Here is a 22,364-nt window from a genome sequence, read left to right as displayed (position 1 = left end):
GCCCAGGAGCCCGTACTCAACCAGTGATGGCATCATTCCCCCGCGCTCGGTCCCGACCTCAGCGGCCGCGTTCCTTCTGAGCGCTCACCTTTCGGAGCAGCTTGTTCGCCTCTCCCTTGGTGAGATACCCGTTCGCCTGCATCTCGAACACTCTCGGCAGCACCTGCTCGCCGTACCCCAGCTTGATAAGCGCCCTTGCTGCCTGAGACGCAAGATAGTCTTCATCCTCCGCCAAGGCTTCGAACAGTACTGGGGCGGACTCCTCCCGCATGGCGGGATAGCGACCCAGAGCAAGCACGTACATGCCTCTATCGTTGGCCCAGCTTGGATCCGCAGCAACTTCGAGGATGCGCGGGTAGAGCGACTTGTCCGTGACACTCGACATCAGCGAGCCGACAGTCGCCTGAACCGCCTCGACCAACTCTGGCGAGTCCTCCGGCGTGAGTCGATCCAACTCTGCAGCCGCGGCTCGCGGCCCACGCGGGCGCGCCCACTTCGCCGCGAGCATCGCGAGAATGTCCATCTTCAACGCAGGATTGGTCACCTTCGGCAACCACTCCAGCAAGATGTCCAACACCTCCGGCGTCCCGGAATCCCACAACTCATTGACCGTCTCGACCGGATGCCCCGCCTCAGCAAGCTCGACAAAGAGGCCAGGCGCCGCAGCACGGTACTTCCGAAACGCCGCCAACGAGTTCTCAGCGGCCCGTCGCAGGTGCTCCGGAGAATTCTCAGTCACTTCGGCGGTCTCGTTAGGCTCAGCCGCTCCGCCCTCAGCAATCACCAACTCGTCCTGTGCGGGCTCGATGCCGCGCAGCTCTCGCTTGTAGTTCGCCAAGCAGGGTGCCGAGCTCTTCGAGAGGTTCTGGGTTGCTGCCGTCCCCGTCGTCCAATTCCGATTCAAGGCCGATCAGATCAGCAACATACTGCTCGGAATTCTGAGTCAGCCTCGCATGACGCAAAATCGTCCTTCCACCACGCTCCACGTTCATCTCACCTTGGTCAACCTGGCGGGCGACTTCCCCGACGAAGGCCCACCACACGTCGTCATCGGAGTGAGGTTCGCCCGACGTATCCAGTGCTTCGACTAGCAGCGATTCAACGCACTCGTAGTCATCCGGATAGAGCGAAGCCAACTCCAGATCCAGCGCCGAACCACCGCCCGTCAAATCGATGGCTGCAGCGTCGACTATCTGCTTGGGCGTCAACAACTCGAAGCGCAGTAAGGCGAGAGTCGCGAGAAGATCCTTCACCGTCTACCTCACTTCAGCGAGCCGAATCATGAGCCTCTACGACTACGCATCGCCGCCGTTTCTGCGTGCAGCGATGGTCAACCACTGCACGAGCTCAGTGGGGTCAGCATGCGGGGGATGCCGCCGCTCGACTGCATCGAGGTCGATGACAACGCCCCGCACTTCAACCGTGCCTTGCGGGACGGTGTGACCCCGTTCCGCAAGAGCGTTTCGCATGTACACCTGCGCTGCCGCTGGCGGATCCATATTCGTGTGGTACTTCGGGTCCTCAGTGCGGAACCCCATGATCACCGGGCGCTGAAAGTGGCGGCTCTTCTTGCCCCAGGTGAAGAACTCCCACCGCAAGTTCGGATGCCTGGCAATCATCACCTCACCCAGGTGGATACCGATGTCATGCGCGATCGAGTACCAAACCACCATCGGCTCACCCGACCGCTCAAGGTCAGGCTCCAGATTCGACAGGAACCAATCGTTCAGCGCCTGAACCTCAGCATCGCTTCCACCGAGAGTGACCCCATCCCGGCCGACCAACTCGCCCAGCATCTGCACCCGCGCGGCACGTGACTCAAGGAACGCGTTGTACGCACGACGCGCCTCGGCCCGTGAAAGCTCACGCGGACTCGCCGCGTCCGGAACCTCCACAATGTAGCCCTTCACACCACCTCCTCGCCCACACGATCCGACACCGCACACCGCCGCCCGCTCGTGCTCCACAACACCACCGTCGGGCCGTAGTCATCGGTGACTTCGGCTTCAAACTCCCGGTCTGGAAACTGATTCATGGCGTGCAGCTTCCAGCTCACCGCCATCCGCTCCGCAAGTCTCACCAGCGCGCGTTCCTCGGCCTCGGAAGCCGTCTCGAACACATCCCACAGGTACAGGCGATTCAACGCCCGCTCTACGACCACCGTCGATCCATGGGCTGTGGTCATCCACTCCTCGAACCGCTCCGGTGAGAAGCGGTCCTTCACCAATACGCAGCCGCGAACCGCCACGAACTCCGGCGTCATCAACTTGGCGAACAACGCCGCGGAAGTCACCTCAAGGTGCGTGGCCAAGTACGAGACCTCGTCGAGAGGCGGCACATACTGCGAACGCCAGGCAGTGAACACCGGCAGGTCCGCAAGCTCATCAGGTTCAGTCATAGCCCCAACAGCTCCTCCGGTGTAGCGGGTCGAACGCCCGGACCCGGCTTAATATATAGTCCGCCAGTATGTGGATTGATGTTCCGCTCGAACTCCACCACATGAGGGGTATCTACGCCCCCATGTGATCTTCCCGTCACATCGACCCGTTTGATGGGAAGGCCATCTGCTCCGTACACCTGGTAGTTGGTGACACGACCGTCGGCACCGCGACGCACCAGGGTCTCGCCTGGTCCAGCGCTTCTCGGGAACCGTCCGGAGACAAGCTTTGAGCCCTCCAGGATTCCTGTTTGGCTTGACGGCGCCGCCTCCTCTCGGAAGCCGATCTTGCTGTCGGACTTGCCTATGCAGTCGAGCGACTCAAAGAGATTGCACGGGTCGTCATCGTCCGGCGGGGTGGCTGGTGTGCTGATGTCACTTGCTGCGGCATCCTTCGCGGCTTCCGCGTTGGCGCGTGAGTCAGACGAGTCGCCGCTCATCGAGAGGATCGAGACGCCGCTACCGGCAGCAGCGACCGCGGCCCATGAGATGGAACTGAGTGCCGCAGTCAGAGCGGTGCCAATGCTGCCGAGCACTCGACCCCAGTCGATCTGCGCTGCGACCGCGGTGCCCGCGATCCATGCCCCGGCCGATGCCGACGAAACCGACACCGGGGGCTTGATGGTGGATGGCTTCGCCAGAACCGTGCCGCGTGGTGGCACGCCCGAGCCCATCGTGCGTTCGTTCCCGTTGCGATCCACCGCGGTGTAGTCGTTCTTCCCGATCGGCGCCAAACCACTGGGGTCGCTCATGCTCGTCGGGTTGTTGTTCGCGTACGCGTACCCGTTCCACTGCTGCGGATCCGAAAGATCCAGCAACGGGTCCACGCTGAGGAACCGGCCCAACGTCTCGTCGTAATAGCGGGCGCCGAGCAACGTCAACCCCGACCCATCACGCGTCAACCCGAGGAACTGCCGATCCCCCGGAACCGTCGCAGCACCCGACCCGCCACGGGCCGCACCGAACGGATCCGTATACATCCGATCGACCTTCGTCGTATCCGGCCGCTTCGTGTTCGGCACCGACGCGACCGGCGTGCCATGCGCATCCGACACCAACGACGACACCCCAGCAAGACCACGACCCACGCGCACCGCGACCGTCGCCCCGCCGAACCCGTAATACCGGGCCGCCGACACCGCACCAGACGTGCTGATCGACACTTCCTGCCCACCGGGCAGGTACACCGTCACCCCCGACGCATCCGAGCGCACCACCCGGTCACCATCCGCCGAATACACGAACGACGACCCAGACCCGCCCGACGCACCAGACCCGTCCGACTGCAACGACACCAGCTCGGACTCCGCGTCCCAGCCGAGCTGCGACGACACCCCAGCCTCAGTGCGCGACACCATCCGGCCCGCCCCGTCGTACCCGTACGACGACGACACCCCGGCACCACCATCAACCGACACCGACGCACCCGTCACCGCATGCACCCCGGCACCACCGGCACCGTGCGCGTACGACGTCGTCGTCACCCCCGACGAGCCATCCGTGGCATGCACCGACTTGCCCGTCCGGTTGCCCACCGGATCGAACTCGTACTCCACCCAATACGGCGCAGCCCCACCCACCAACCCCGGGGCCACCTGATCCGCCGACCGGTCGCACCTGAGAGACAGAGAACGGATGCCTCGACGCAACCTTGCGCCGGAGAACTCTAAGGGCGAGTCGCGTGCGCGCAGACTGACTACATTCGACTAGGTCGCAACGTTCACCACGCGCCTACCTGACGCGCAATGAGGAGGCTCGCGATGAAAGTACGTGTCGGCGTGGTTGACGTCCACTACTTCGACGCAGGTGGCGCTCGTGCAGCCCTCATCGTCTACAGCGATTTCACCTGCTCAGAGCCATCGTCGGAGCACATCGCCGACATCGCACGCGCTGCCCCTACGAGCGAGGAGCTCTCTTCAAGAGAGAACTCCCATGCATCCTCGAGGTCGTCGCCAACGCGCCGCAACTGGACATCCTCATTGTCGATGGATACGCCACGCTCGATCCGGATGGCAGCCCCGGACTAGGTGCGCATGCCGCAGCCGCGACGGGCATCCCGGTCATCGGCCTCGCGAAAACGCCGTATCGCACCGCCACCCATGCCGCCGAGGTGATCCGTGGCAGCGCGACGCGCCCCCTCTACGTCACAGCTTCCGGGCTCTCGAATACCAACGCTGCGCGGATCGTGAAAGAGATGACCGGAACGAACCGCATCCCGAATGCGGTAGCGAGAGCCGATGACCTCGCACGCGGACGAGGTTCTCCCACACGCCCAGGCACAAGCTGCACGTGACGAGCGCCGACCCTGCTACGACTATGCCGAGCCTTCGAGGGCCGCGCGGAGCATGTCAGCAAACGATGGGGAGAGCACTTCGATCACCTCGATCGCATTTTCGCGCCCCCACCCGTCGTGTTCCCGCGCCCATCGGACAAGTAGCGAAAGTCCCTCACGGGCTATCCAAACGGGCGACTCTTCGCTTCAGCGAGCCGAATCATGAGCCTCTACGGCTTCTAGGCATCGCCGCCATTTCTGCGTGCAGCAAGGGCCAACCACTGCACGAGCTCAGTGGGGTCAGCATGCGGGGGGTGCCGCCGCTCGACTGCATCGAGGTCGATGACAACGCCCCGCACTTCAACCGTGCCTTGCGGGACGGTGTGACCCCGTTCCGCGAGAGCGTTTCGCATGTACACCTGCGCTGCCGCTGGCGGATCCATATTCGTGTGGTATTTCGGGTCCTCAGTGCGGAACCCCATGATCACCGGGCGCTGAAAGTGGCGGCTCTTCTTGCCCCAGGTGAAGAACTCCCACCGCAAGTTCGGATGCCTGGCAATCATCACCTCACCCAGGTGGATACCGATGTCATGCGCGATCGAGTACCAAACCACCATCGGCTCCCCCGGCCGCTCAAGGTCAGGCTGCAGATTCGACAGGAACCAATCGTTCAGCGCCTGAACCTCAGCATCGCTTCCACCGAGAGTGACCCCATCCCGGCCGACCAACTCGCCCAGCATCTGCACCCGCGCGGCACGTGACTCAAGGAACGCGTTGTACGCACGACGCGCCTCGGCTCGTGAAAGCTCACGCGGACTCGCCGCGTCCGGAACCTCCGCAACGTACCCCGACATCGCACCTCTCATTCCGCCATTCTCCAAACAATTCCGGCCTTGTTAAGTTCTTCGCGAAGCGGTCCACTAGGCCCACCCCGGCCGGTAACCTCGCTCCGGGTGAACACCCACAACGTCAACAGTTCGTCCAACGTCAAAAGAACGGCGATCTCGTCCTCACCGAGCTGCTCAACCTTTCTCGAGCGATATCCGTCTCATTCCAGTCTCCGGACTTGGCGTCAAGGAAGTAGCCGTCCTCGGTCCGGCCAGAATGCAGTCCAGTTCACTTCAGTCGCGGATCATTCTGCGAACCGCGCCGATACTAAAGCCTCGGTGGCCTCCCTGCATGTACGAGAGCCACACATTCCATCCAGTCGTCCCATGCAGCTGGGTCGGTCGGCCAACCGTTGGGCATCAACTCCGTGTCCCCAAGAAGCGTCGCGAGATCATCGCCAGCCCGACGCTCAAAGCGCCAGATGAACTCCGTCATCGCGAGAAACGCTTCTCGAGTCGTGATCAGGTCTTCGGTATTACCAGGGTTCAAGGTTCAGTCCTCCATTGGTAATTTCGTTGCCACGGACCTCAGCCCACGACTGGGTCCCGTCAGGAAGCACCCGGAAGTACTTCTCAAGGATGGTCCCATCAGATAGTTCCTTTGATGAACGCAGATACGCAGGATCATTCGCTCCCGCGATGAGGGCGCGATTCTCCGCAGTATCCTCAGCGAGGTGCCCTCGGGCCGACCGAATCAGACATGGCGGCGACGGTCCGGACGCCCGTGCGAGACTCGAACGCATGAGCATCTGGTTCGGCGAGCCCTCCCTCGAGTGGGCCAACTCCCGCAGCGACGGCACCGCCATCACGAGCCTCGGCATCGAGATGACCGAGCTCACCGAGGACTCGCTGAAGGGGCGCATGCCGGTCGACGGCCGCACCCGCCAGCCCGGCGGAGTGCTGCACGGCGGGGCATCCGTCGCCCTCGCCGAGACGCTCGCGAGCTGGGGCGCCAGCATGACCGTCGACCCCGAGCAGTACTACTGCGTCGGCATGGAGATCAATGCGAACCACGTGCGCCCCGTCGCCGAGGGCTGGGTCTACGGCGAGGCGCGACCGCTCACCCGCGGCCGCACCACCCAGGTCTGGGACATCCGCATCACCGACGAGCAGGGCCGTCCGGTCTGCATCTCGCGGTGCACCATGGCGGTGCTGCCGGTCCCGTCGAAGTACTGAGCCGACCCGCGGCGGGCGCGGTCAGGCGGCGATGCCCTGCGCATCCGAGCACCCAGCAGCGCGGGGCGTGCTCGCCCGCGCGTATGGGAGAATCGACGGGTCCACCTCGGACGCCCCTTCCACCCCAAGGAGCCATCGCTCGCATGTGCGGCATCGTCGGCATCGTCTCCACCGAGCCGGTCAACCAGCAGATCTACGACAGCCTGCTGCTCCTGCAGCACCGCGGCCAGGACTCGTCGGGCATCGCCACCGCCGACGGCCCCGTGTTCCACATGGTCCGCTCGCGCGGGCAGGTGCGCGAGGGCTTCCGCACCCGCGACATGCGCTCGCTCATCGGCAACATGGGCCTCGGGCACGTGCGGTACACGACGAAGGGCGCCGCCGAGCGTGAAGAGGAGGCGCAGCCCTTCTACGTGAACGCCCCCTACGGCATCGTGCTCGTGCACAACGGCAACCTCACGAACACCCGCGAACTCTCGCGCGAGCTGTTCTCGATCGACCGCCGACACGTGAACTCGACGAGCGACACCGAGATGCTGCTGAACGTGCTCGCCACCGAGCTGCAGAGCCAGATCACCGGGCTCGAGCTCGACCCCGACCAGGTCTTCGCCGCCGTCGAAGCCGTGCACCAGCGCGTCGAGGGCTCCTACGCCGTCATCTCGATGATCGCCGGCTACGGGCTGCTCGCGTTCCGCGACCCCTTCGGCATCCGCCCGCTGATCCTCGGCCGCCGCCTCACCGACGCCGGCAAGGAGGAGTGGATCGTCGCGAGCGAGTCCCTCGTGCTCGAGAACGGCGACTACGAGATCGTGCGCGACGTCGAGCCCGGCGAGGCGATCTTCATCGCCCTCGACGGCACCATGGTCTCGAGGCAGTGCGCGACGAACCCGCGCCTCGTGCCGTGCTCCTTCGAGTACGTCTACCTCGCCCGCCCCGACTCGGTGATGAACGGCATCTCCGTCTACGAGGCGCGGCTGCGCATGGGCAACCGGCTCGCCGACACCGTCGCGACGCACATGCCGCTCGGCGACATCGACGTCGTCATGCCGATCCCCGACTCCTCGCGCCCCGCGGCGATGCAGGTCGCGCAGAAGCTCGGCATCGAGTACCGCGAGGGCTTCTACAAGAACCGCTACGTCGGCCGCACCTTCATCATGCCCGGGCAGGCCGAGCGCAAGCGCTCCGTGCGGCAGAAGCTGAACGCGATGGGCACGGAGTTCAAGGGCAAGAACATCCTCATCGTCGACGACTCGATCGTGCGCGGCACCACCTCGCAGCAGATCGTGCAGATGGCCCGCGACGCCGGCGCCAACAAGGTGACGTTCACCTCGGCGGCCCCGCCCGTTCGGTACCCGCACGTCTACGGCATCAACATGCCGAGTCGTCAGGAGCTCATCGCGCACGGCCGCAAGATCCCCGAGATCGCCGCCGAGCTGGGCGCCGACCACATGATCTTCCAGGAGGTCGCCGACCTGCAGGCCGCGATCACCGAGGGCACCTCGATCACCGAGCTCGACCTCTCGTGCTTCACGGGAGAATACGTCACGGGCACGGTCACGCCCGAGTACCTCGACTGGGTCGAGCGCACGCAGCTCAGCTGAGCGGGCCCGCTCCCCTCCTTCTCGACTTGCCCGACTTTCATGAAAGTCGGGCAAGTCGGAACCTGCACCTCAGTTGCCCGACGTTCATGAAAGTCGGGCAAGTCCTCGATGGGGCGGGGTCAGTCGTCGACGCGGTGCGTCTCGTCGCGCTCGGCGACGACGCGCTTCGTGCGGCGCGCGAGCGCGCGGTCGACGATGAGCGCGGTGAGCGCGCCGAGCGCCGCACCGATCGCGACCCCACCGAGCAGCAGGAAGCCGAACACCTGGCCCGGGTCGTACGTGAAGTCCTGCGCGACCCGGTCGGGGTCGGGCGTGAAGGCGAGCGAGAGCACGAGGGCGACGAGCGCGCCGACCACCGCACCGACGAGCAGGAACGCGCCGTAGCGCGGCGCCCGGCGCACGACGACCTCGTCGCGGCTCGTCTCGGTCTCGACGACCGGCTCGACGGGAGCGACCGGCTCGACGGGAGCGGATGCCTCGTCGGCGGCGTGCGGCTGCGCGCCCCGGTCGGCGGCGGGCTCGGGCTGGTCGTCGGTGCTCACCCCTCCATTGTCCCGCATCCGTCCCCCGCCCGGGACCCGAGCGAAAACGGCGCCGGCCGGGAGCCCCCACGGCTCCCGGCCGGCGCCGGACTTCGGATGCAGCGGCGGCCTACGCCTCCGTGCGACCCGCCGCCCGGCGGCGGAGCAGCACGACCAGCACGACCGCCGCGATCAGCAGCAGCAGCGCGACGCCGCCCCAGATGAGCCACGGGCTGACCCCGGCGGTCTCGGCGACCTCGGTGCTCCCGGCATCCGTGCGCTGCACCTCGCCGCCGTCCTCGGCGGCGACGGCCGGGGCCGCCACCCCGCAATCGGCCGGCAGGGTGAGGCTGAACGTCACCGGATCGAGCTCCTCGCCCGCGGCGTAGGTGCCGAAGGCGGCGGCGCCCTGCTCGGTGAGCACGGCCGGCACGTCGCTCGCGGCGAGCATGGTGCCGTCGACCGCGAGGCCCGAGAGCTCGAGCTCGGCGAAGCGCACGCCCTTCGCCTCGACGGGCGCGCCGTCCTGGGTGGTGCCGGTCACGTCGAGCAGCAGGTACGCCTCCTCGGCGCTCACGAACTCGAGCTTCGGGTTCGCGATCGTCGTGTCGAGCGCGCCGTCGTGGCCGGTGAACTCCACCGAACCGGGGAACGCCACGACGCCGCGCAGCGTCTTCGCGTCGATCGGGCCGGTGCCGCCGGTGAAGGCGAAGCGGCCGTCCTGCTCGCTCGCGCCCGTCACGGTCCACGTGCCGTTCGCGATGCCGCTCTCCAGGTACTGCAGGAAGCTCGCCTTGAAGCCCCAGTCGAGGCTGCCCTCGGTCACGAGGCACTGGTTCGCCGCCGCGGCGACCGTGAACACGACGCCCTTCGAGATCGAGCCCTGGAAGGTGAGCGTGTGCTGGCCCGGCTCGAGCCCGGCGGGCAGCGAGCCCGTCCAGGTGACGACACCGTTCGCGTCGGCGGTGAGGTTCTCGGCCAGCACGGTCGGCGTCGAGTAGACGACCACCATGATGCCGGTCTCGTTCGGCTCGAAGCCGTCGACCGAGATCGTCACCGGCTTGCCCGCGACGAGGTCGGCGAGCACGGCCGGCGCGAGCTGGATGCCGGTGGTCGCCGGCGGCGTGAGCGGCACGGGCGTCGCCGCCGAGGCAGGCGTCGCCGAGGCGGTCGTGCCCGAGCTGCCGGCCGGCGCGGCGCCGGGGCTGCCGATCACGACGGTGATCGGGTCGAGCGCCTTGCCGCTGCCGTAGTAGCCCTGGAAGGCGTCCGCACCGGCCGCGGTCAGCGTCGCCGGGGCTCCGGCGAAGCGGGTCGCACCGCCCACGCTCGACTTGGCGGCCGCGCCGAGGTCGACGGTCGCGAAGTCGATCCGCGAGCCGTTCGCGGTCAGCTCGAGCACGCCGGTCGTCGCGCTCGTCACGCGCAGCGTCGGGTTCGAGAAGGTCAGGTCGAGGATGCCGCCGTGCCCGATGAAGCGCACCGAACCGGAGTAGTCCGCCGTGCCCGTGCCGCGGGCCGCGGTGTAGCTGCCGCCCGACTGCCCGAACTGGAAGGCGCTGCCGGCCTGCGTCGCACCGGAGCCGACCGTGATCGAACCGCGGGCGATCGGCCCGACGACGTAGGAGCGGAAGGCGTCGGCGATGCCCCAGCTGAGCGAACCGCTCGAGACCGGATTCGTCGTGCCCGGCTTCGTCGGATTCACCGGGGGCTTCGGGTCGACCGGGGGCTTCGTGCCGCCCTTCACCGTGATCGGCGTGAAGGCGTCGAGCGAACGATCGGTGACCGAGAGGCCGTGCGCCGCCGAGGAGGCCACGGTGTAGCGCTTCTTCGCGTCGAGCTTGCCCGCGGGCACCTTCAGCTCGATCGAGAAGGCGCCGTTCACGATCTCGCCGGGCTTCACCCAGGCGAGCGCGGTCCAGCCGTCGGCGACGAGCGGGCCGGTGCCGGTCCAGATGCTCGCGTCGCCGAGCAGCACGTACACGCCCTGCGCCGCACCAGCTCCGGTGTAGCCCGTGCCGCGGACGGTGAACGTCTGCGCCTTCGAGGCATCCACGTCCGTCGACGGGCTGACCGCGAGCTTCGGGTTCGGCGCGTCGGCCTTCAGCGTGATGGGCGCGAAGGCGTCCATGGTGCGGTTGAAGACCGAGAGGCCGTGGGCGGCCGAGGTGGCCACGGTGTAGCGCTTCGCGGGGTCGAAGGACTTCGCGGGCACCTTCAGCTGCACCGTGAACCGGCCGTCGACGATCTGGTTCGGCATGACCCAGTCCAGCGCGGTCCAGCCGTCGGCGACGAGCGGGCCGTCACCGGTCCAGATGCTCGCGTCGCCGAGCAGCACGTACACGCCCTGCGCCGCGCCGTCGCCGACGTAGCCGGTGCCGGTGACCGTGAAGGTCTGCGCGGCCGCGGGGTCGACGTTCGTCGCGGGCGACACGGTCAGCGTCGGCTTCGCGGCGCCGGCCTTGACGGCGATCGGCGCGAAGGCGTCGAGCGAGCGGTCGGTCGCCGACAGCGCGTGCGCCGCCGAGGAGGCGACGGTGTACCGCTTGGCCGGATCGAGGGCCCGCGCCGCGGTCTTCAGCTGGATGCTGAACGCGCCGTCGACGATCTCGTTGGGCTTGACCCAGGTCTGCACGGTCCAGCCGTCGGCGACGAGCGGGCCGTCACCGGTCCAGATGCTCGCGTCACCGAGCAGCACGTACACGCCCTGCGCGGCGCCAGCTCCGGTGTATCCGGTGCCGGTCACCGTGAACGTCTGCGCGAGCGAGGCGTCCACGTCGGTCGACGGCGTGACCGTCAGGGTCGGCTTGACCGGCTGCGGTGCCGCGGCGAACGCGATCGGAGTGAACGTCTCGAACCCGGCGTGCTTCGCGCCGCCGCCCGAGTACGTGTAAATGCCGTAGTTCCCATCGGCCAGGGCCTTCTCGAACTCGCGCACCGTCAGCTCGACCCGGAACGAGCCATCCGCCTCGATCGCGACCGCGCCACGCGCCGCCCCACCGATCGTCGCGACATCCTCCGGGTTCACGACCCACTTCTGCGAGTCCACGACCCGCGCCGCCGCCGGCTCCCCAGCGCTCGGCTTCCACGCATCCAGGAACGAACCGAACACCACGTACGCCCCACCGAACTTGCCCGCCAACGGCGGACGCGTGCCATCCGTCGACGGCGACACCGGCGAGAACCCGGTGCCCGACACGGTCACGACCTCACCGGCCGCATCCAACCCCGTCGTCTTCGACACCGACACCACCGGGGTCGCGGGCGCCGCGGCGAACGCGATCGGGGTGAACGTCTCGAACCCGGCGTGCTTCGCACCACCGCCCGAGTACGTGTAGATGCCGTAGTTCCCGTCAGCGAGGGCCTTCTCGAACTCGCGCACCGTCAACTCGACCCGGAACGAGCCATCCGCCTCGATCGCGACCGCGCCACGCGCCGCCCCACCGATCGTCGCGACATCCTCCGGGTTCACGACCCACTTCTGCGAGTCCACGACCCGCGCCGACGCCGGCTCCCCAGCGCTCGGCTTCCACGCATCCAGGAACGAACCGAACACCACGTACGCCCCACCGAACTTGCCCGCCAACGGCGGACGCGTGCCATCCGTCGACGGCGACACCGGCGAGAACCCGGTGCCCGACACGGTCACGACCTCACCGGCCGCATCCAACCCCGTCGTCTTCGACACCGACACCACCGGCTGCTTCACGGTGATGGGGGCGAAGGCATCGAGGGATCGGTCGGTGGCCGAGAGTTCGTGCGCGGCCGAGGAGGCGACCGTGTACGTCTTGGCCGGGTCGAATTTGCCCGCCGCGATCGTGATCGACTTGGTGAACGCGCCGTCGACGATCTCGCGCGGCATCACCCAGCTCTGCGCGAGCCAGCCCTCGGAGACGAGCGGCCCTTCACCGGCCCAGATGCCGGTCTCGCCGATCAGCAGGTAGGCGCCGTTCTTCGCGCCCTCGCCGACGAAACCGGAGCCGGTCACCGTGAACACGTTCTGCACCGCCGGGTCGACGTTCGTCGCCGGGGAGATCGTGAGCTGCGGCGCCGCGGCCACGAGCGGCGCGGGAGCCGGAGCGTCGGCGGCCTTTGCGGCCGGGGACGGCGTCGCAGGCTCGGCCGGAGCAGCCGGGGTCTCGGCGACGGGTGCGGTCTCGGGCGTCGGCGCGGGCTCCGCCGCCGGCGCCTCCGACGCGGGGGATGCCTCGGGCGAACCCGACCCCGCCACGTCGCCCTCATCGCTCGAGTCCGCGGGCGCGAGCGGCGCCTCCGCGACGAGCGGGGCCGGGGACGGCGAGGCGTCCTCGGCGAGCGCGGGGCCCGCCGACATGAGCGAGCCGCCCGCGACGAGCAGCGCGGCGAGGCCGCTCGCGAGCCAGCGGGTCACTGTTCCGGCGCGGGTCGCCGGTCGAGCGGTGGTCGGTGACGGTGTCTTCACGACGCGGTCCTCCAGGCATGGCGAAGCCGCGCGGCGCACGTCGGCGAGCGCGGCTTCGGTGGTGGTGATCGGGGGAAACCAATTGAGGTTAGGCTTGGCTAAGACGAACCTATGCCCCACGCTGACGCCCTGTCAACATTAAGGATAGGCTAACCTCACTCCCGATGACCTCACGCCCCAACCCCCGCTCGGCGCGCACGCGCCTCGCCGCTCTCGCGACCCTCGCCGTCGTGCTGCTCAGCGGCTGCGCCACCGGCGCCGCGGGCGGCCCCGCGGCCGTCGCGCCCAACTGCATCGACGCCGGGGTGCCCTTCGGGGAACTCACCATCGAGCAGACGCCGCGCGAGACCGTCGGCGAATCGACCGCCTGCCTCGCGAACTCCGCCCTTCCCGTCGTCGAGAGCGACGAGCAGCCGGCCCTGCCGACGGTGGTCACCGACGCGAAGGGCAACGAGGTCACGGTCGAGGATGCCTCGCGCATCCTCCCCCTCGACATCTCCGGCTCGCTCGCGGCGACCGTCTTCGGCCTCGGCCTCGGCGACCGCGTCGTCGGCCGGGACGGCTCCACCGGCTTCGCCGAAGCCGCCGGACTGCCGGTGGTGACCCACGGCGGCCACAACATCACCGCCGAGGCGATCCTCGCGCTCGACCCGAGCGTCGTCATCACCGACACGACGCTCGGCCCGCTCGACGTGCTCGACCAGCTCCGCGACGCCGGCATCCCCGTCGTGCTCACCACCTCGGAGCGCAGCCTCGACACGATCGACGTGCTCATCGAGCAGGTCTCGACGGCCCTCGGCGTGCCCGAACGCGGCGCCCTCCTCGCCGCCCAGGTCGACGAGGAGCTCGCGAGCACCACCGCCGAGATCGCCGCCGCCGTGCCGGCCGACCCCGAGGTGCGCCCGCGCGTGCTGTTCCTCTACGTGCGCGGCTCCGCGAACGTCTACTACCTCTTCGGCGAGGAGTCCGGCGCCGACGCCCTCATCGAGGCGATCGGCGGCGTCGACATCGCCGGCGAGATCGGCTGGAAGGGCATGCGCCCGGTCACCGCCGAGGCGCTCGTGGCCGCCCAGCCCGACGTCGTGCTGCTCATGTCGGACGGGCTCGAGTCGGTCGGCGGCGTCGACGGGCTGCTCGAGCGCGTGCCCGCCCTCGCCTCGACGCCCGCGGGCGAGCACCGCCGTTTCGTCGACATGGCCGACACCGAGATCCTGAGCTTCGGCCCGCGCGCCCCGCACATCGTCGAGGCCCTCGCCCGCGCGGTGTGGGCGCCCTCGCAGTCCGGCCCGCTGCCGTGAGCGGCGCGCGCACCGGCACCGGCACGGTCGAGACGGGCGCGAGCGGCGCGGGCACGAACCGCACGCCGCTCGACACCGTCACCGCGCCGCCGAGCGGCCGGGTGACGCTGCGCACCCGCCGCACGCTGCTCTTCACCGGGCTCGCCCTCGGTCTCGTCGTCGCGGCGGTCGTCGCGGCGGGCACCGGCCAGCTCGCCATCCCGCCCGGCGAGGTCTGGGCCTCGATCCTGCGCGGCCTCGGCCTCTCGAACGCCCCCGAGACCGTGCCGAACGCCGACTCAGCGCTCTGGAACATCCGCTTCCCCCGCGTCGCCATGGCCGTGCTCATCGGCGCCGCCCTCGCCGTCGCGGGCACGGTCATGCAGGCGATCTTCGCGAACCCGCTCGCCGAGCCCGGCGTCGTCGGCGTCTCCTCGGGCGCCGCGCTCGGCGCCGCGAGCGCGATCGTCTTCGGCTGGACCGCCGCGGGCGACCTCGTCACCGCCGGGGCCGCCTTCGTCGCGGGCCTGCTCACGACCCTGCTCGTCTACTTCACGAGTCGCGCGGGCGGCCGCACGGAGGTCGTGACCCTGCTGCTCACCGGCATCGCGATCAACGCCTTCGCGGGCGGGGCGCTCGCCTTCCTCACCTTCCTCGGCGACTCCGGCTCGCGCGAGGAGATCGTGTTCTGGCAGCTCGGCTCGCTGAACGGCGCCCGCTGGCAGGAGGTCGCCGTGATGCTGCCGCTCATCGCGGTCGCGATCACGGGCGCGCTGCTGCTCGGCCGCACCCTCGACCTCTTCTCCCTCGGCGAGCGCGGCGCACGCCACCTCGGCGTCCGGGTCGAGGCCGTGCGGATCACCTCGATCGTGCTCGTCGCCATCCTGGTCTGCTCGGCCGTCGCCTTCGCCGGCATCATCGGCTTCGTCGGCCTCATCGTGCCGCACCTCATGCGCATGGCGATCGGACCGGCGCACCGTCCGCTGCTCATCGCGAGCGCGCTCGGCGGCGCGCTGCTGCTGCTGCTCGCCGACCTCGCGGCGCGCACCCTCGTGCCGATGGCGGAGCTGCCGATCGGCATGCTCACCTCGCTCATCGGCGGTCCGTTCTTCTTCTGGCTGCTGCTGCGCACCCGCCGCCGCTCGGGAGGCTGGGGATGACCCGGCCGCCCGCGCTCGAAGCGCGCAGCCTGTGCGTCGAGATCGACGGCGCCCGACTGCTGCACGACGTGGACTTCGCCGCGCACGCGGGCCGGGTGCACGCGCTGATCGGCCCGAACGGCGCCGGCAAGTCGACGCTGCTCGCCGCGCTATCCGGCGATCTGCCCGCCGCGAGCGGTGAAGTGCGGCTCGGCGACGCCCCGCTCGCCGGCCGCAGCCCGAAGGCACTCGCCCGCGAGCGCGCGGTGCTCACGCAGGACCACCGCGTCTCCTTCCCGTTCCCGGTGCGCGAGGTCGTCGCGATGGGCCGGCACCCCTGGGCCAGGAGCCCGGAGGCCGAGCGGGACGACGCGATCGTCGACGACGCGCTCGCGGTGACGGATGTCTCGCACCTCGCCCATCGCACGGTGCCCTCGCTCTCCGGCGGCGAGCGGGCGCGCGTCGCCCTCGCTCGGGTGCTCGCCCAGCGCACCCCGGTGCTGATGCTCGACGAGCCGACCGCGGCGCTCGACCTCAAGCACCAGGAGGACGTGCTCCGCCTCGCCCGCACGCACGCGCAGCGCGGCGACACCGTGCTCGTCGTGCTGCACGACCTGAACCTCGCCGCCGCCTACGCCGACGACATCACGCTGCTGCGCGGCGGGCGGGTCGTCGCCACCGGCTCCCCCGCCGAGGTGCTGACGGCCGAGCGGATCGAGGCCGTCTACGGGCAGGCCGTCGAGGTGCTGCCGCACCCCAGCACGGGCGTGCCGCTCGTGCTGCCGATCCGCTGACGCCTCGCTCCCCGAGCTCGCCCTGGTTCCCGAGCCCGTCGAGGGGCCGCACCGCACGCTTCGACAGGCTCAGCGAACGACGGGGTCAGCGGGCCGTGATGACCGGCACGTGCCCCTCGAGGTCGGCGCGCTGCCCGGAGGCGTGCACCCGCCCGCTCGCCCGCGCCTCGTCCCACGAGGCGCGACCGGTGGCGAGGCCGAGCCAGGTCGAGGCATCCGTCTCCACCACGTTCGGCGGCGTGCCGCGCGTGTGGCGCGGCCCCTCGATGCACTGCACCGCGCCGAACGGTGGCACCCGCACCTCGACCGTGCCGCCGGGCGACAGCTCGGCGAGCAGCTGCAACGTGTAGCGCACCGCCAGCGCGAGCGCCGGGCGGGCCGTGCCGTCGCCCTCGCGCGCCCACTCGGCGACCGCGTCGCGTCCTGCGATGTCATCGATCCTCGCCCGTGCCATCCCGCCATTCTCCCTCGCGGTAGCCTGTGGGGGTGAAGATCCTCGTCCTCGGCTCGGGCGCACGCGAGCACGCCATCATCCTCGCCCTGCTCGACGAGGAGGCCGGTCACGAGATCGTCGCGGCCCCCGGCAACGCGGGCATCGCGGGCTCGCCGACCGACTCCGCCCGGGGCAGCGTCACGACCATCGCGCTCGACCCCACGGACCCCGCCGTCGTCACCGACTACGCACGCGAGCACGGCATCGAGCTCGTCGTCGTCGGCCCCGAGGCGCCGCTCGTCGCGGGCGTCGCCGACGCGCTCCGCGCCGCGGGCCTGCCCGTCTTCGGCCCGAACCGCGAGGCCGCCGCGCTCGAGGGGTCGAAGACCTTCGCGAAGCGCATCATGGACGCCGCGAACGTGCCGACCGGCCGCGCCGTGCGCGCCGCCGAGCTCGACGAGGTCGCCCGCACGCTCGACGAGTTCGGCGCGCCCTACGTCGTGAAGGCCGACGGGCTCGCCGCAGGCAAGGGCGTGCTCGTCACCGAGGACCGCGACGCCGCCCTCGCGCACGCCGCGCACTACCTGCAGCAGGGTCCGGTGCTGGTCGAGGAGTTCCTCGACGGCCCCGAGGTCTCGCTGTTCCTGCTCTCCGACGGCGAGCACGTGCTGCCCCTCTCGCCCGCGCAGGACTACAAGCGCCTGCTCGACGTCGATCAGGGCCCGAACACCGGCGGCATGGGCGCCTACTCGCCGCTGCCCTGGCTCGCCGGCGCCACGAACGGCCGCGGCGACGTGTTCGGCAGCGAGGAGGCCTTCGTCGACGAGGTGATCGAGTCGATCGCCCTGCCGACCGTGCGCCAGCTCGCCGCCGAGGGCACCCCCTTCTCCGGGCTGCTGTACGCCGGACTCATCCTGACCAGCCGTGGCATCCGCGTCATCGAGTTCAACGCCCGCTTCGGCGACCCCGAGACGCAGGTCGTGCTGCCCCGCCTCGCGACCCCGCTGTCCGGGCTGCTGCTCGCCGCCGCGACCGGCGGCCTCGGCGGGCTGCCGAAGCCCGAGTTCCGCCCCGAGGCGGCCGTGACCGTGGTGCTCGCGAGCGAGGGCTACCCCGAGCGGCCCGAAACGGGTCGCACGATCGAGGGCATCGACCAGGCCGCCGAGGTGCCCGGCGTGCACCTCGCGCACGCCGCGACCGCCGTGGCCGCCGATGACGCGGCGCCCGGGCTCGTCGCGACCGGCGGCCGTGTGCTGAACGTCGTCGCCGTCGGCGAGGACTTCGCCGAGGCGCGCCGCCGCGCCTACGACGCCATCGGACGCATCCGCCTCGACGGCGGCCAGTACCGCACCGACATCGCGGCCCGCGTCGCGGACTGAGAGAGGCCACGGATGACGAACGCCCCCGCACTGCCCGGCTGGCAGCACGTCTACTCGGGCAAGGTCCGCGACCTCTACGTGCCCGCGGCGACGCCCGACGACGACGACTCGTGGACGGGCGATCCGCTGCGCCGCTCGCCGATCGTGCTCGTCGTCGCGAGCGACCGGGTGAGCGCCTTCGACCGGGTGCTCGACCCCGCCATCCCCGGCAAGGGAGCCCTGCTCACCGAGCTCACGCACTGGTGGTTCGAGCAGCTGCCCGAGGTGCCGAACCACCTCGTGCAGCCCCACGACGACCGCTTCGAGGTGCCGGCCGTGCCCGCCGAGGTCGCGGCCCGGGCGACGGTGTGCCGCACGCTCGACATGTTCCCGGTGGAGTGCGTCGTGCGCGGCTACCTCACCGGCGGCGGCTACCAGGAGTACCTGCAGACGGGCGCGATCGGCGGGATGCCGCTGCCCGCGGGCCTCTCCGACGGCGACCAGCTGCCCGAGCCGGTGTACACCCCGGCGTGGAAGGCGCCGGTCGGCGAGCACGACGTGAACGTGTCGTACGAGCGCACCGTCGAGCTCGTCGGCGAGGTCGTCGCCGAGCAGCTGCGCACGATCTCGCTCGAGGTGTTCGCGAAGGCCTCCGCGATCGCCGAGGCGCACGGCGTCATCCTCGCCGACACGAAGTTCGAGTTCGGCGCCGACCGCGAGACGGGCATCGTCACGCTCGGCGACGAGGTGCTCACGAGCGACTCGAGCCGATACTGGGATGCCGAGGCCTACGCCCGCACCGACGCACCGCTCGCGGAGCGGCTCGCGAGCTTCGACAAGCAGATCGTGCGCGACTGGCTGAGCGCGAACTGGGACCGGGCGAACGACAGCGAGCCGCCGGTCCTGCCGCAGGACGTCGTCGAGCGCACCGCCGCCCGCTACGGCGAGCTGCTCACCCGCCTGCGCGGCTGACCCCACCCCAACCCAAAACCGGAGTTGCCCGACGTTCATGAAAGTCGGGCAACTCTGGATTGACGTTTCGCGCCCGCGTCTTGGTGCGATCTTGGTGCGATCTTGGTGCGAGTCTGATGGACTCTCTCGCGTGACCAGTTCGAGCGCGCCGCGGAAGCCGCGACTGCTGTACGTGGAGGACGACGCCGAGATCGCCGGAATGACGAGCGAGGTCCTCGGCGAGACCTACGACGTCGAGCACGTCGCCGACGGCGCCGTCGCCCTCCGGCGGGCCCTCGGCGGCGGCTACGAGCTCATGCTCGTCGACCGTCGCCTGCCCGGGATGGACGGGATCGAACTCGTCCGCGCGATCCGCACCGCCCGGATCACGACGCCGATCCTGCTGCTCACCGCCCTCGGCGCGATCGGCGACCGCGTCGACGGGCTCGACGCCGGCGCGAACGACTACCTCGTGAAGCCCTTCGACTACGACGAACTGCTCGCGCGACTGCGCGCCCTCCTGCGCGGCTTCCGGGCCGACGGGCGACGCCGCTCCGTCGGCGGTTGGACGTTCGTGCCGGACTCGAGCGCGATGTACGGAGCGGACGGTGCGCGCGTCGCACTCACGGCCACCGAGAACGCGCTGCTGCGGCTGCTCACCGACAGCCCGGAGCACATCTTCTCGCGGGACGAGATCCTCCGGGCGGTGTTCGCCTCGGAGGATGCCGCGAGCTCCGTCGACACCTACGTGCACTACGTCCGCCGCAAGACCGACGCGGAGGTCATCGAGACGGTCAGGGGCCAGGGGTACCGCGCAGGAGCGTCCGCATGAGCGACGCTGCCGACCGTTCCCGGGTGCGTGCTGCGGCCGTCCGGGTGGGCCTGCTCGTCGGCACGAGTTCGGCGGCGGTGCTGGTCGCGGGGGTGGCGGTGCTGCTCGTCGTCCTGAACACCTCGGCGCGGCCGGAACGCGAGCACGGAGGCCCGCCGCATCCCGACAGCGACCGATTCGTCGTCGATCTCGACCACGTCGTCTGGTGGCTCGTCGGGCTCGGGGTCGCCGGTGCGGTCCTGATGGCGGCGATCGGCTGGCTCGTGGCCCGAAGCGCCGTGCGTCCGCTGGCGACCGCGCTGGCCGGGCAGCGTCGTTTCGTCGCCGATGCGAGCCATGAGCTGCGCACCCCGCTCACGGCGATCTCCGCCCGGGTCCAGCTCCTCCAGCGCCGACTCGACCGGGGCGAGCCGATCGACGAGCTCGTTCGACTGCTGCGGCGGGACGTCGACGTGATGGACGCGGTGCTCGCGGAGCTGCTGCTCCTCGCCGAAGGCGGCCACGCCGAGATCCCAGACGGCGGGGCGGACCCCGTCGACTGCGCGCGCGACGCCATGGCGCTGCTCGAACCGGTCGCGAGCGAGCACGGCGTGCGGCTGACCCTGGCGCCGACCGTCGGGGCCGGCGCCGAGATCCCGGCCCCGACCCTCATCCGGCTGATCACCGTTCTCCTCGACAACGCGGTGCAACATGCACCGCAGGGCTCGGCCGTCGAGGTCGCACTCGCCTCGGTCGGCGACACCGTCGAGATCCGGGTGCGCGACCACGGCCCCGGGGTCGCGCTGGAGGATGCCGAGCGCATCTTCGAGCGATTCGCGCGCTCCGGAGAACACGGCCGTCGGCGCGGCTTCGGACTCGGGCTCGCGTTGGCGCGGGAAGGGGCCGAGCGATTCGGGGGAAGCGTCGAGCTCACGTCGAGCTCCGCCGCCGGCTCGACGTTCACGCTGCGGTTGCCGAGGGCCCGAACTCCTCGCTCGGAGGCACCAGCTCCGCCGTCCCGGCCCATCTCCTGACCCCGCCGTCAGCGGCGACGAGAAGCCCCGCGATCGTCCCCGCCTCCGCCAGCCAGCCCAGCTCGTCCCCCGCGATGCAGGCCGCCGTGGCCCAGACGTCCGCGCGGGTGAGCCCGTCGGCGACGACCGTCGCGCTCAGCACCGACGTCGCCGTAACGCCGTTCCGCGGATCGACGAGGTGGTCGCCGCGCTCGGCGAGGCCCGAAGTCGCCACCGCACCCTCACCGAGCTCGAGCGTCGCGAGCACCGCCCCGGGGCGGCGAGGATCGGCGATCCCGATCCGCCAGCACCACTGCTGCCCCGGAGCACGGAAGAGCTGCACGTCTCCGCCGACCGAGATGCCTGCGGCGACCACCCCCGGGAGCTCGCAGAGCGGCGCGAGATGACGCCTCGCGGCACGCTCGGTCGCCCAGCCCTTCACGAAACCCGTCGGGTCGAAGTCGCCGCCGAACCAGGCGGAGAACCGGCCCCCGGTGCGGTGGGTCCAGTCTTCGCACGCCGACGCGACCTCGGCGAGGAGCGGGCTCGCGTCCTCGAGTCCGAACTCCCCTCGGCGGAACCGCGACACCTCGGAGTCCGCCCGGTAGGTGGAGAAGCGGTGCTCCAGGTCGGCCAGCTCGAGGAGACAGCCGTCGATCGCCTCGGAGACGCGCTGCTGCTCGCTCGGATCGCCCACCACTCGGACGCTCGCGACCGTGCCCATCAGTTCGGCGACGCGCGTCTGCACGGGGGTCATCGCCGGGCCTGGTCGAGGGCGGACTGCAGCGACTGCTCGTATCCGGTGCTCGTGTACGTGGCTCCGGAGACGAAGTGCACCGAGCCCGACTGCGTCTGGATCGTGTCGGCGACGAGCTGGGGGATGGCGCGCTGGTTGATCTCCCGATCGCGACCGTTGCCGTCCGGGTACTGGATCGCATCGACCCCGCTGATCCGCCCGCCGGACACCGTCACGCGCAATTGAACCGGGCCGTAGCGCGTCGACGCCGTCTGCCCGGTGTACGTGCCATCGGCCAAGGCGGAGGCGGCCGATCCGGTTGTCCCCGTCGATCCCGTCGACCCGGCCGCCCCCGTCGGCCCGGTTGTCCCCGTCGATCCCGTCGACCCGGCCACCCCCGTCGGCCCGGCCGCGGTCTCGGCGGGAACGGCGTCGCCGAACGAGGTGCGATAGCTGAAGAGCAGGACGAGCCCGCTCACGGTCGCTGCGAGAGCGATGAGGATGCGCTTCATGATGC

The 22,364-nt window shown here is 70.0% G+C and carries 21 protein-coding genes; 10 read left to right on the top strand and 11 right to left on the bottom strand.

Annotated features, from left to right (window positions below):
• Positions 1 to 58: 58 nt before the first annotated feature.
• From MTP13_RS07010 to MTP13_RS06990, 5 genes are read right to left on the bottom strand one after another with little or no spacing between them, the layout of a single operon-like run.
• Positions 59 to 838 (bottom strand): hypothetical protein, encoded by a 780-nt coding sequence (locus MTP13_RS07010; protein ID WP_243570350.1) that lies wholly within the window; start codon positions 836 to 838, stop codon positions 59 to 61.
• Positions 774 to 1,253, bottom strand: coding sequence for a hypothetical protein (locus tag MTP13_RS07005; RefSeq protein WP_243570349.1), 480 nt, complete (start codon positions 1,251 to 1,253; stop codon positions 774 to 776). The genes MTP13_RS07010 and MTP13_RS07005 overlap by 65 nt, the downstream gene beginning before the upstream one ends.
• A gap of 42 nt (positions 1,254 to 1,295) precedes the next feature.
• Positions 1,296 to 1,910: a hypothetical protein gene (locus tag MTP13_RS07000; protein WP_243570348.1), complete on the bottom strand. Its 615-nt coding sequence runs from the start codon at positions 1,908 to 1,910 to the stop codon at positions 1,296 to 1,298.
• Positions 1,907 to 2,398 carry a hypothetical protein gene (locus tag MTP13_RS06995; RefSeq protein WP_243570347.1) on the bottom strand — a complete coding sequence of 164 codons (492 nt, stop codon included), beginning with the start codon at positions 2,396 to 2,398 and terminating at the stop codon, positions 1,907 to 1,909. The genes MTP13_RS07000 and MTP13_RS06995 overlap by 4 nt, the downstream gene beginning before the upstream one ends.
• Positions 2,395 to 3,993 carry an RHS repeat-associated core domain-containing protein gene (locus MTP13_RS06990; RefSeq protein WP_243570346.1) on the bottom strand — a complete coding sequence of 533 codons (1,599 nt, stop codon included), beginning with the start codon at positions 3,991 to 3,993 and terminating at the stop codon, positions 2,395 to 2,397. Before MTP13_RS06990 ends, MTP13_RS06995 begins: the two co-directional genes overlap by 4 nt.
• Positions 3,994 to 4,283: 290 nt before the next feature.
• Between MTP13_RS06990 and MTP13_RS18280 the strand changes: the two genes are divergently transcribed.
• Positions 4,284 to 4,730, top strand: a complete 447-nt coding sequence (locus MTP13_RS18280; protein ID WP_424221966.1) for an endonuclease V — start codon at positions 4,284 to 4,286, stop codon at positions 4,728 to 4,730.
• A gap of 218 nt (positions 4,731 to 4,948) precedes the next feature.
• On the opposite strand, the gene MTP13_RS06985 is transcribed toward MTP13_RS18280, so the two are convergent.
• A complete protein-coding gene (locus MTP13_RS06985; RefSeq protein ID WP_243570345.1) occupies positions 4,949 to 5,563 on the bottom strand; it encodes a hypothetical protein in 615 nt (204 codons plus the stop codon).
• Between the two features lie 774 nt (positions 5,564 to 6,337).
• Here MTP13_RS06985 and MTP13_RS06980 point away from each other — a divergent pair.
• Both MTP13_RS06980 and purF read left to right on the top strand, forming a co-directional pair.
• The gene (locus MTP13_RS06980; protein WP_243570344.1) at positions 6,338 to 6,772 is read left to right on the top strand and encodes a PaaI family thioesterase; all 435 of its coding nucleotides are present in this window, start codon (positions 6,338 to 6,340) and stop codon (positions 6,770 to 6,772) included.
• A gap of 143 nt (positions 6,773 to 6,915) precedes the next feature.
• A complete protein-coding gene (gene purF / locus MTP13_RS06975; protein WP_243570343.1) occupies positions 6,916 to 8,373 on the top strand; it encodes an amidophosphoribosyltransferase in 1,458 nt (485 codons plus the stop codon).
• A gap of 119 nt (positions 8,374 to 8,492) precedes the next feature.
• On the opposite strand, the gene MTP13_RS06970 is transcribed toward purF, so the two are convergent.
• Together MTP13_RS06970 and MTP13_RS06965 are read right to left on the bottom strand one after the other, a co-directional pair.
• The gene (locus MTP13_RS06970) at positions 8,493 to 8,915 is read right to left on the bottom strand and encodes a hypothetical protein (protein ID WP_243570342.1); all 423 of its coding nucleotides are present in this window, start codon (positions 8,913 to 8,915) and stop codon (positions 8,493 to 8,495) included.
• 109 nt (positions 8,916 to 9,024) lie between these two features.
• Positions 9,025 to 13,335: an HtaA domain-containing protein gene (locus MTP13_RS06965; protein ID WP_243570341.1), complete on the bottom strand. Its 4,311-nt coding sequence runs from the start codon at positions 13,333 to 13,335 to the stop codon at positions 9,025 to 9,027.
• A 164-nt stretch (positions 13,336 to 13,499) separates the two neighbouring features.
• Here MTP13_RS06965 and MTP13_RS06960 point away from each other — a divergent pair, with 164 nt between their 5' ends.
• From MTP13_RS06960 to MTP13_RS06950, 3 genes are all read left to right on the top strand, one after another.
• Positions 13,500 to 14,633 (top strand): heme/hemin ABC transporter substrate-binding protein, encoded by a 1,134-nt coding sequence (locus MTP13_RS06960; protein WP_243570340.1) that lies wholly within the window; start codon positions 13,500 to 13,502, stop codon positions 14,631 to 14,633.
• Positions 14,634 to 14,734: 101 nt separating this feature from the next.
• Positions 14,735 to 15,772, top strand: a complete 1,038-nt coding sequence (locus MTP13_RS06955; protein WP_243570941.1) for a FecCD family ABC transporter permease — start codon at positions 14,735 to 14,737, stop codon at positions 15,770 to 15,772.
• Entirely contained in the window at positions 15,769 to 16,545 is a 777-nt protein-coding gene (locus MTP13_RS06950; protein ID WP_243570339.1) for a heme ABC transporter ATP-binding protein, read from the top strand. The genes MTP13_RS06955 and MTP13_RS06950 overlap by 4 nt, the downstream gene beginning before the upstream one ends.
• Positions 16,546 to 16,630: 85 nt before the next feature.
• Here the strand turns inward: MTP13_RS06950 and MTP13_RS06945 are convergent, their stop codons facing one another.
• The gene (locus tag MTP13_RS06945; RefSeq protein ID WP_243570338.1) at positions 16,631 to 16,999 is read right to left on the bottom strand and encodes a sterol carrier family protein; all 369 of its coding nucleotides are present in this window, start codon (positions 16,997 to 16,999) and stop codon (positions 16,631 to 16,633) included.
• A 32-nt stretch (positions 17,000 to 17,031) separates the two neighbouring features.
• On the opposite strand from MTP13_RS06945, the gene purD reads away from it, so the two are divergent.
• The 4 genes from purD to MTP13_RS06925 all read left to right on the top strand — a co-directional run bounded on the left by purD (position 17,032) and on the right by MTP13_RS06925 (position 21,132).
• Positions 17,032 to 18,357: a phosphoribosylamine--glycine ligase gene (gene purD, locus MTP13_RS06940; RefSeq protein ID WP_243570337.1), complete on the top strand. Its 1,326-nt coding sequence runs from the start codon at positions 17,032 to 17,034 to the stop codon at positions 18,355 to 18,357.
• Between the two features lie 12 nt (positions 18,358 to 18,369).
• Entirely contained in the window at positions 18,370 to 19,308 is a 939-nt protein-coding gene (locus tag MTP13_RS06935; protein ID WP_243570336.1) for a phosphoribosylaminoimidazolesuccinocarboxamide synthase, read from the top strand.
• 130 nt (positions 19,309 to 19,438) lie between these two features.
• The gene (locus MTP13_RS06930) at positions 19,439 to 20,119 is read left to right on the top strand and encodes a response regulator transcription factor (RefSeq protein ID WP_243570335.1); all 681 of its coding nucleotides are present in this window, start codon (positions 19,439 to 19,441) and stop codon (positions 20,117 to 20,119) included.
• Positions 20,116 to 21,132 (top strand): sensor histidine kinase, encoded by a 1,017-nt coding sequence (locus MTP13_RS06925; protein ID WP_243570334.1) that lies wholly within the window; start codon positions 20,116 to 20,118, stop codon positions 21,130 to 21,132. The genes MTP13_RS06930 and MTP13_RS06925 overlap by 4 nt, the downstream gene beginning before the upstream one ends.
• Here MTP13_RS06925 and MTP13_RS06920 read toward each other — a convergent pair.
• Together MTP13_RS06920 and MTP13_RS06915 are read right to left on the bottom strand one after the other, a co-directional pair.
• Positions 21,059 to 21,868: an FAD:protein FMN transferase gene (locus MTP13_RS06920; RefSeq protein WP_243570333.1), complete on the bottom strand. Its 810-nt coding sequence runs from the start codon at positions 21,866 to 21,868 to the stop codon at positions 21,059 to 21,061. The genes MTP13_RS06925 and MTP13_RS06920 overlap by 74 nt on opposite strands.
• Positions 21,865 to 22,359 (bottom strand): FMN-binding protein, encoded by a 495-nt coding sequence (locus MTP13_RS06915; RefSeq protein WP_243570332.1) that lies wholly within the window; start codon positions 22,357 to 22,359, stop codon positions 21,865 to 21,867. Before MTP13_RS06915 ends, MTP13_RS06920 begins: the two co-directional genes overlap by 4 nt.
• Positions 22,360 to 22,364 lie beyond the last annotated feature (5 nt).

Source organism: Agromyces soli (genome assembly GCF_022811605.1).
Classification (GTDB): domain Bacteria; phylum Actinomycetota; class Actinomycetes; order Actinomycetales; family Microbacteriaceae; genus Agromyces; species Agromyces soli.
This window is presented reverse-complemented; position numbering and strand designations above follow the sequence as displayed.

Excerpts from the sequence above, each read along its gene's own strand:
- MTP13_RS06960 (WP_243570340.1), top strand. The coding sequence starts at position 13,500 with ATGACCTCACGCCCCAACCCCCGCTCGGCGCGCACGCGCCTCGCCGCT.
- MTP13_RS06985 (WP_243570345.1), bottom strand. The coding sequence starts at position 5,563 with ATGTCGGGGTACGTTGCGGAGGTTCCGGACGCGGCGAGTCCGCGTGAG.
- MTP13_RS06980 (WP_243570344.1), top strand. The coding sequence starts at position 6,338 with ATGAGCATCTGGTTCGGCGAGCCCTCCCTCGAGTGGGCCAACTCCCGC.
- MTP13_RS06925 (WP_243570334.1), top strand. The coding sequence starts at position 20,116 with ATGAGCGACGCTGCCGACCGTTCCCGGGTGCGTGCTGCGGCCGTCCGG.
- MTP13_RS06950 (WP_243570339.1), top strand. The coding sequence starts at position 15,769 with ATGACCCGGCCGCCCGCGCTCGAAGCGCGCAGCCTGTGCGTCGAGATC.
- MTP13_RS06995 (WP_243570347.1), bottom strand. The coding sequence starts at position 2,398 with ATGACTGAACCTGATGAGCTTGCGGACCTGCCGGTGTTCACTGCCTGG.
- MTP13_RS06945 (WP_243570338.1), bottom strand. The coding sequence starts at position 16,999 with ATGGCACGGGCGAGGATCGATGACATCGCAGGACGCGACGCGGTCGCC.
- MTP13_RS06915 (WP_243570332.1), bottom strand. The coding sequence starts at position 22,359 with ATGAAGCGCATCCTCATCGCTCTCGCAGCGACCGTGAGCGGGCTCGTC.
- purF (WP_243570343.1), top strand. The coding sequence starts at position 6,916 with ATGTGCGGCATCGTCGGCATCGTCTCCACCGAGCCGGTCAACCAGCAG.
- MTP13_RS06920 (WP_243570333.1), bottom strand. The coding sequence starts at position 21,868 with ATGACCCCCGTGCAGACGCGCGTCGCCGAACTGATGGGCACGGTCGCG.
- MTP13_RS06935 (WP_243570336.1), top strand. The coding sequence starts at position 18,370 with ATGACGAACGCCCCCGCACTGCCCGGCTGGCAGCACGTCTACTCGGGC.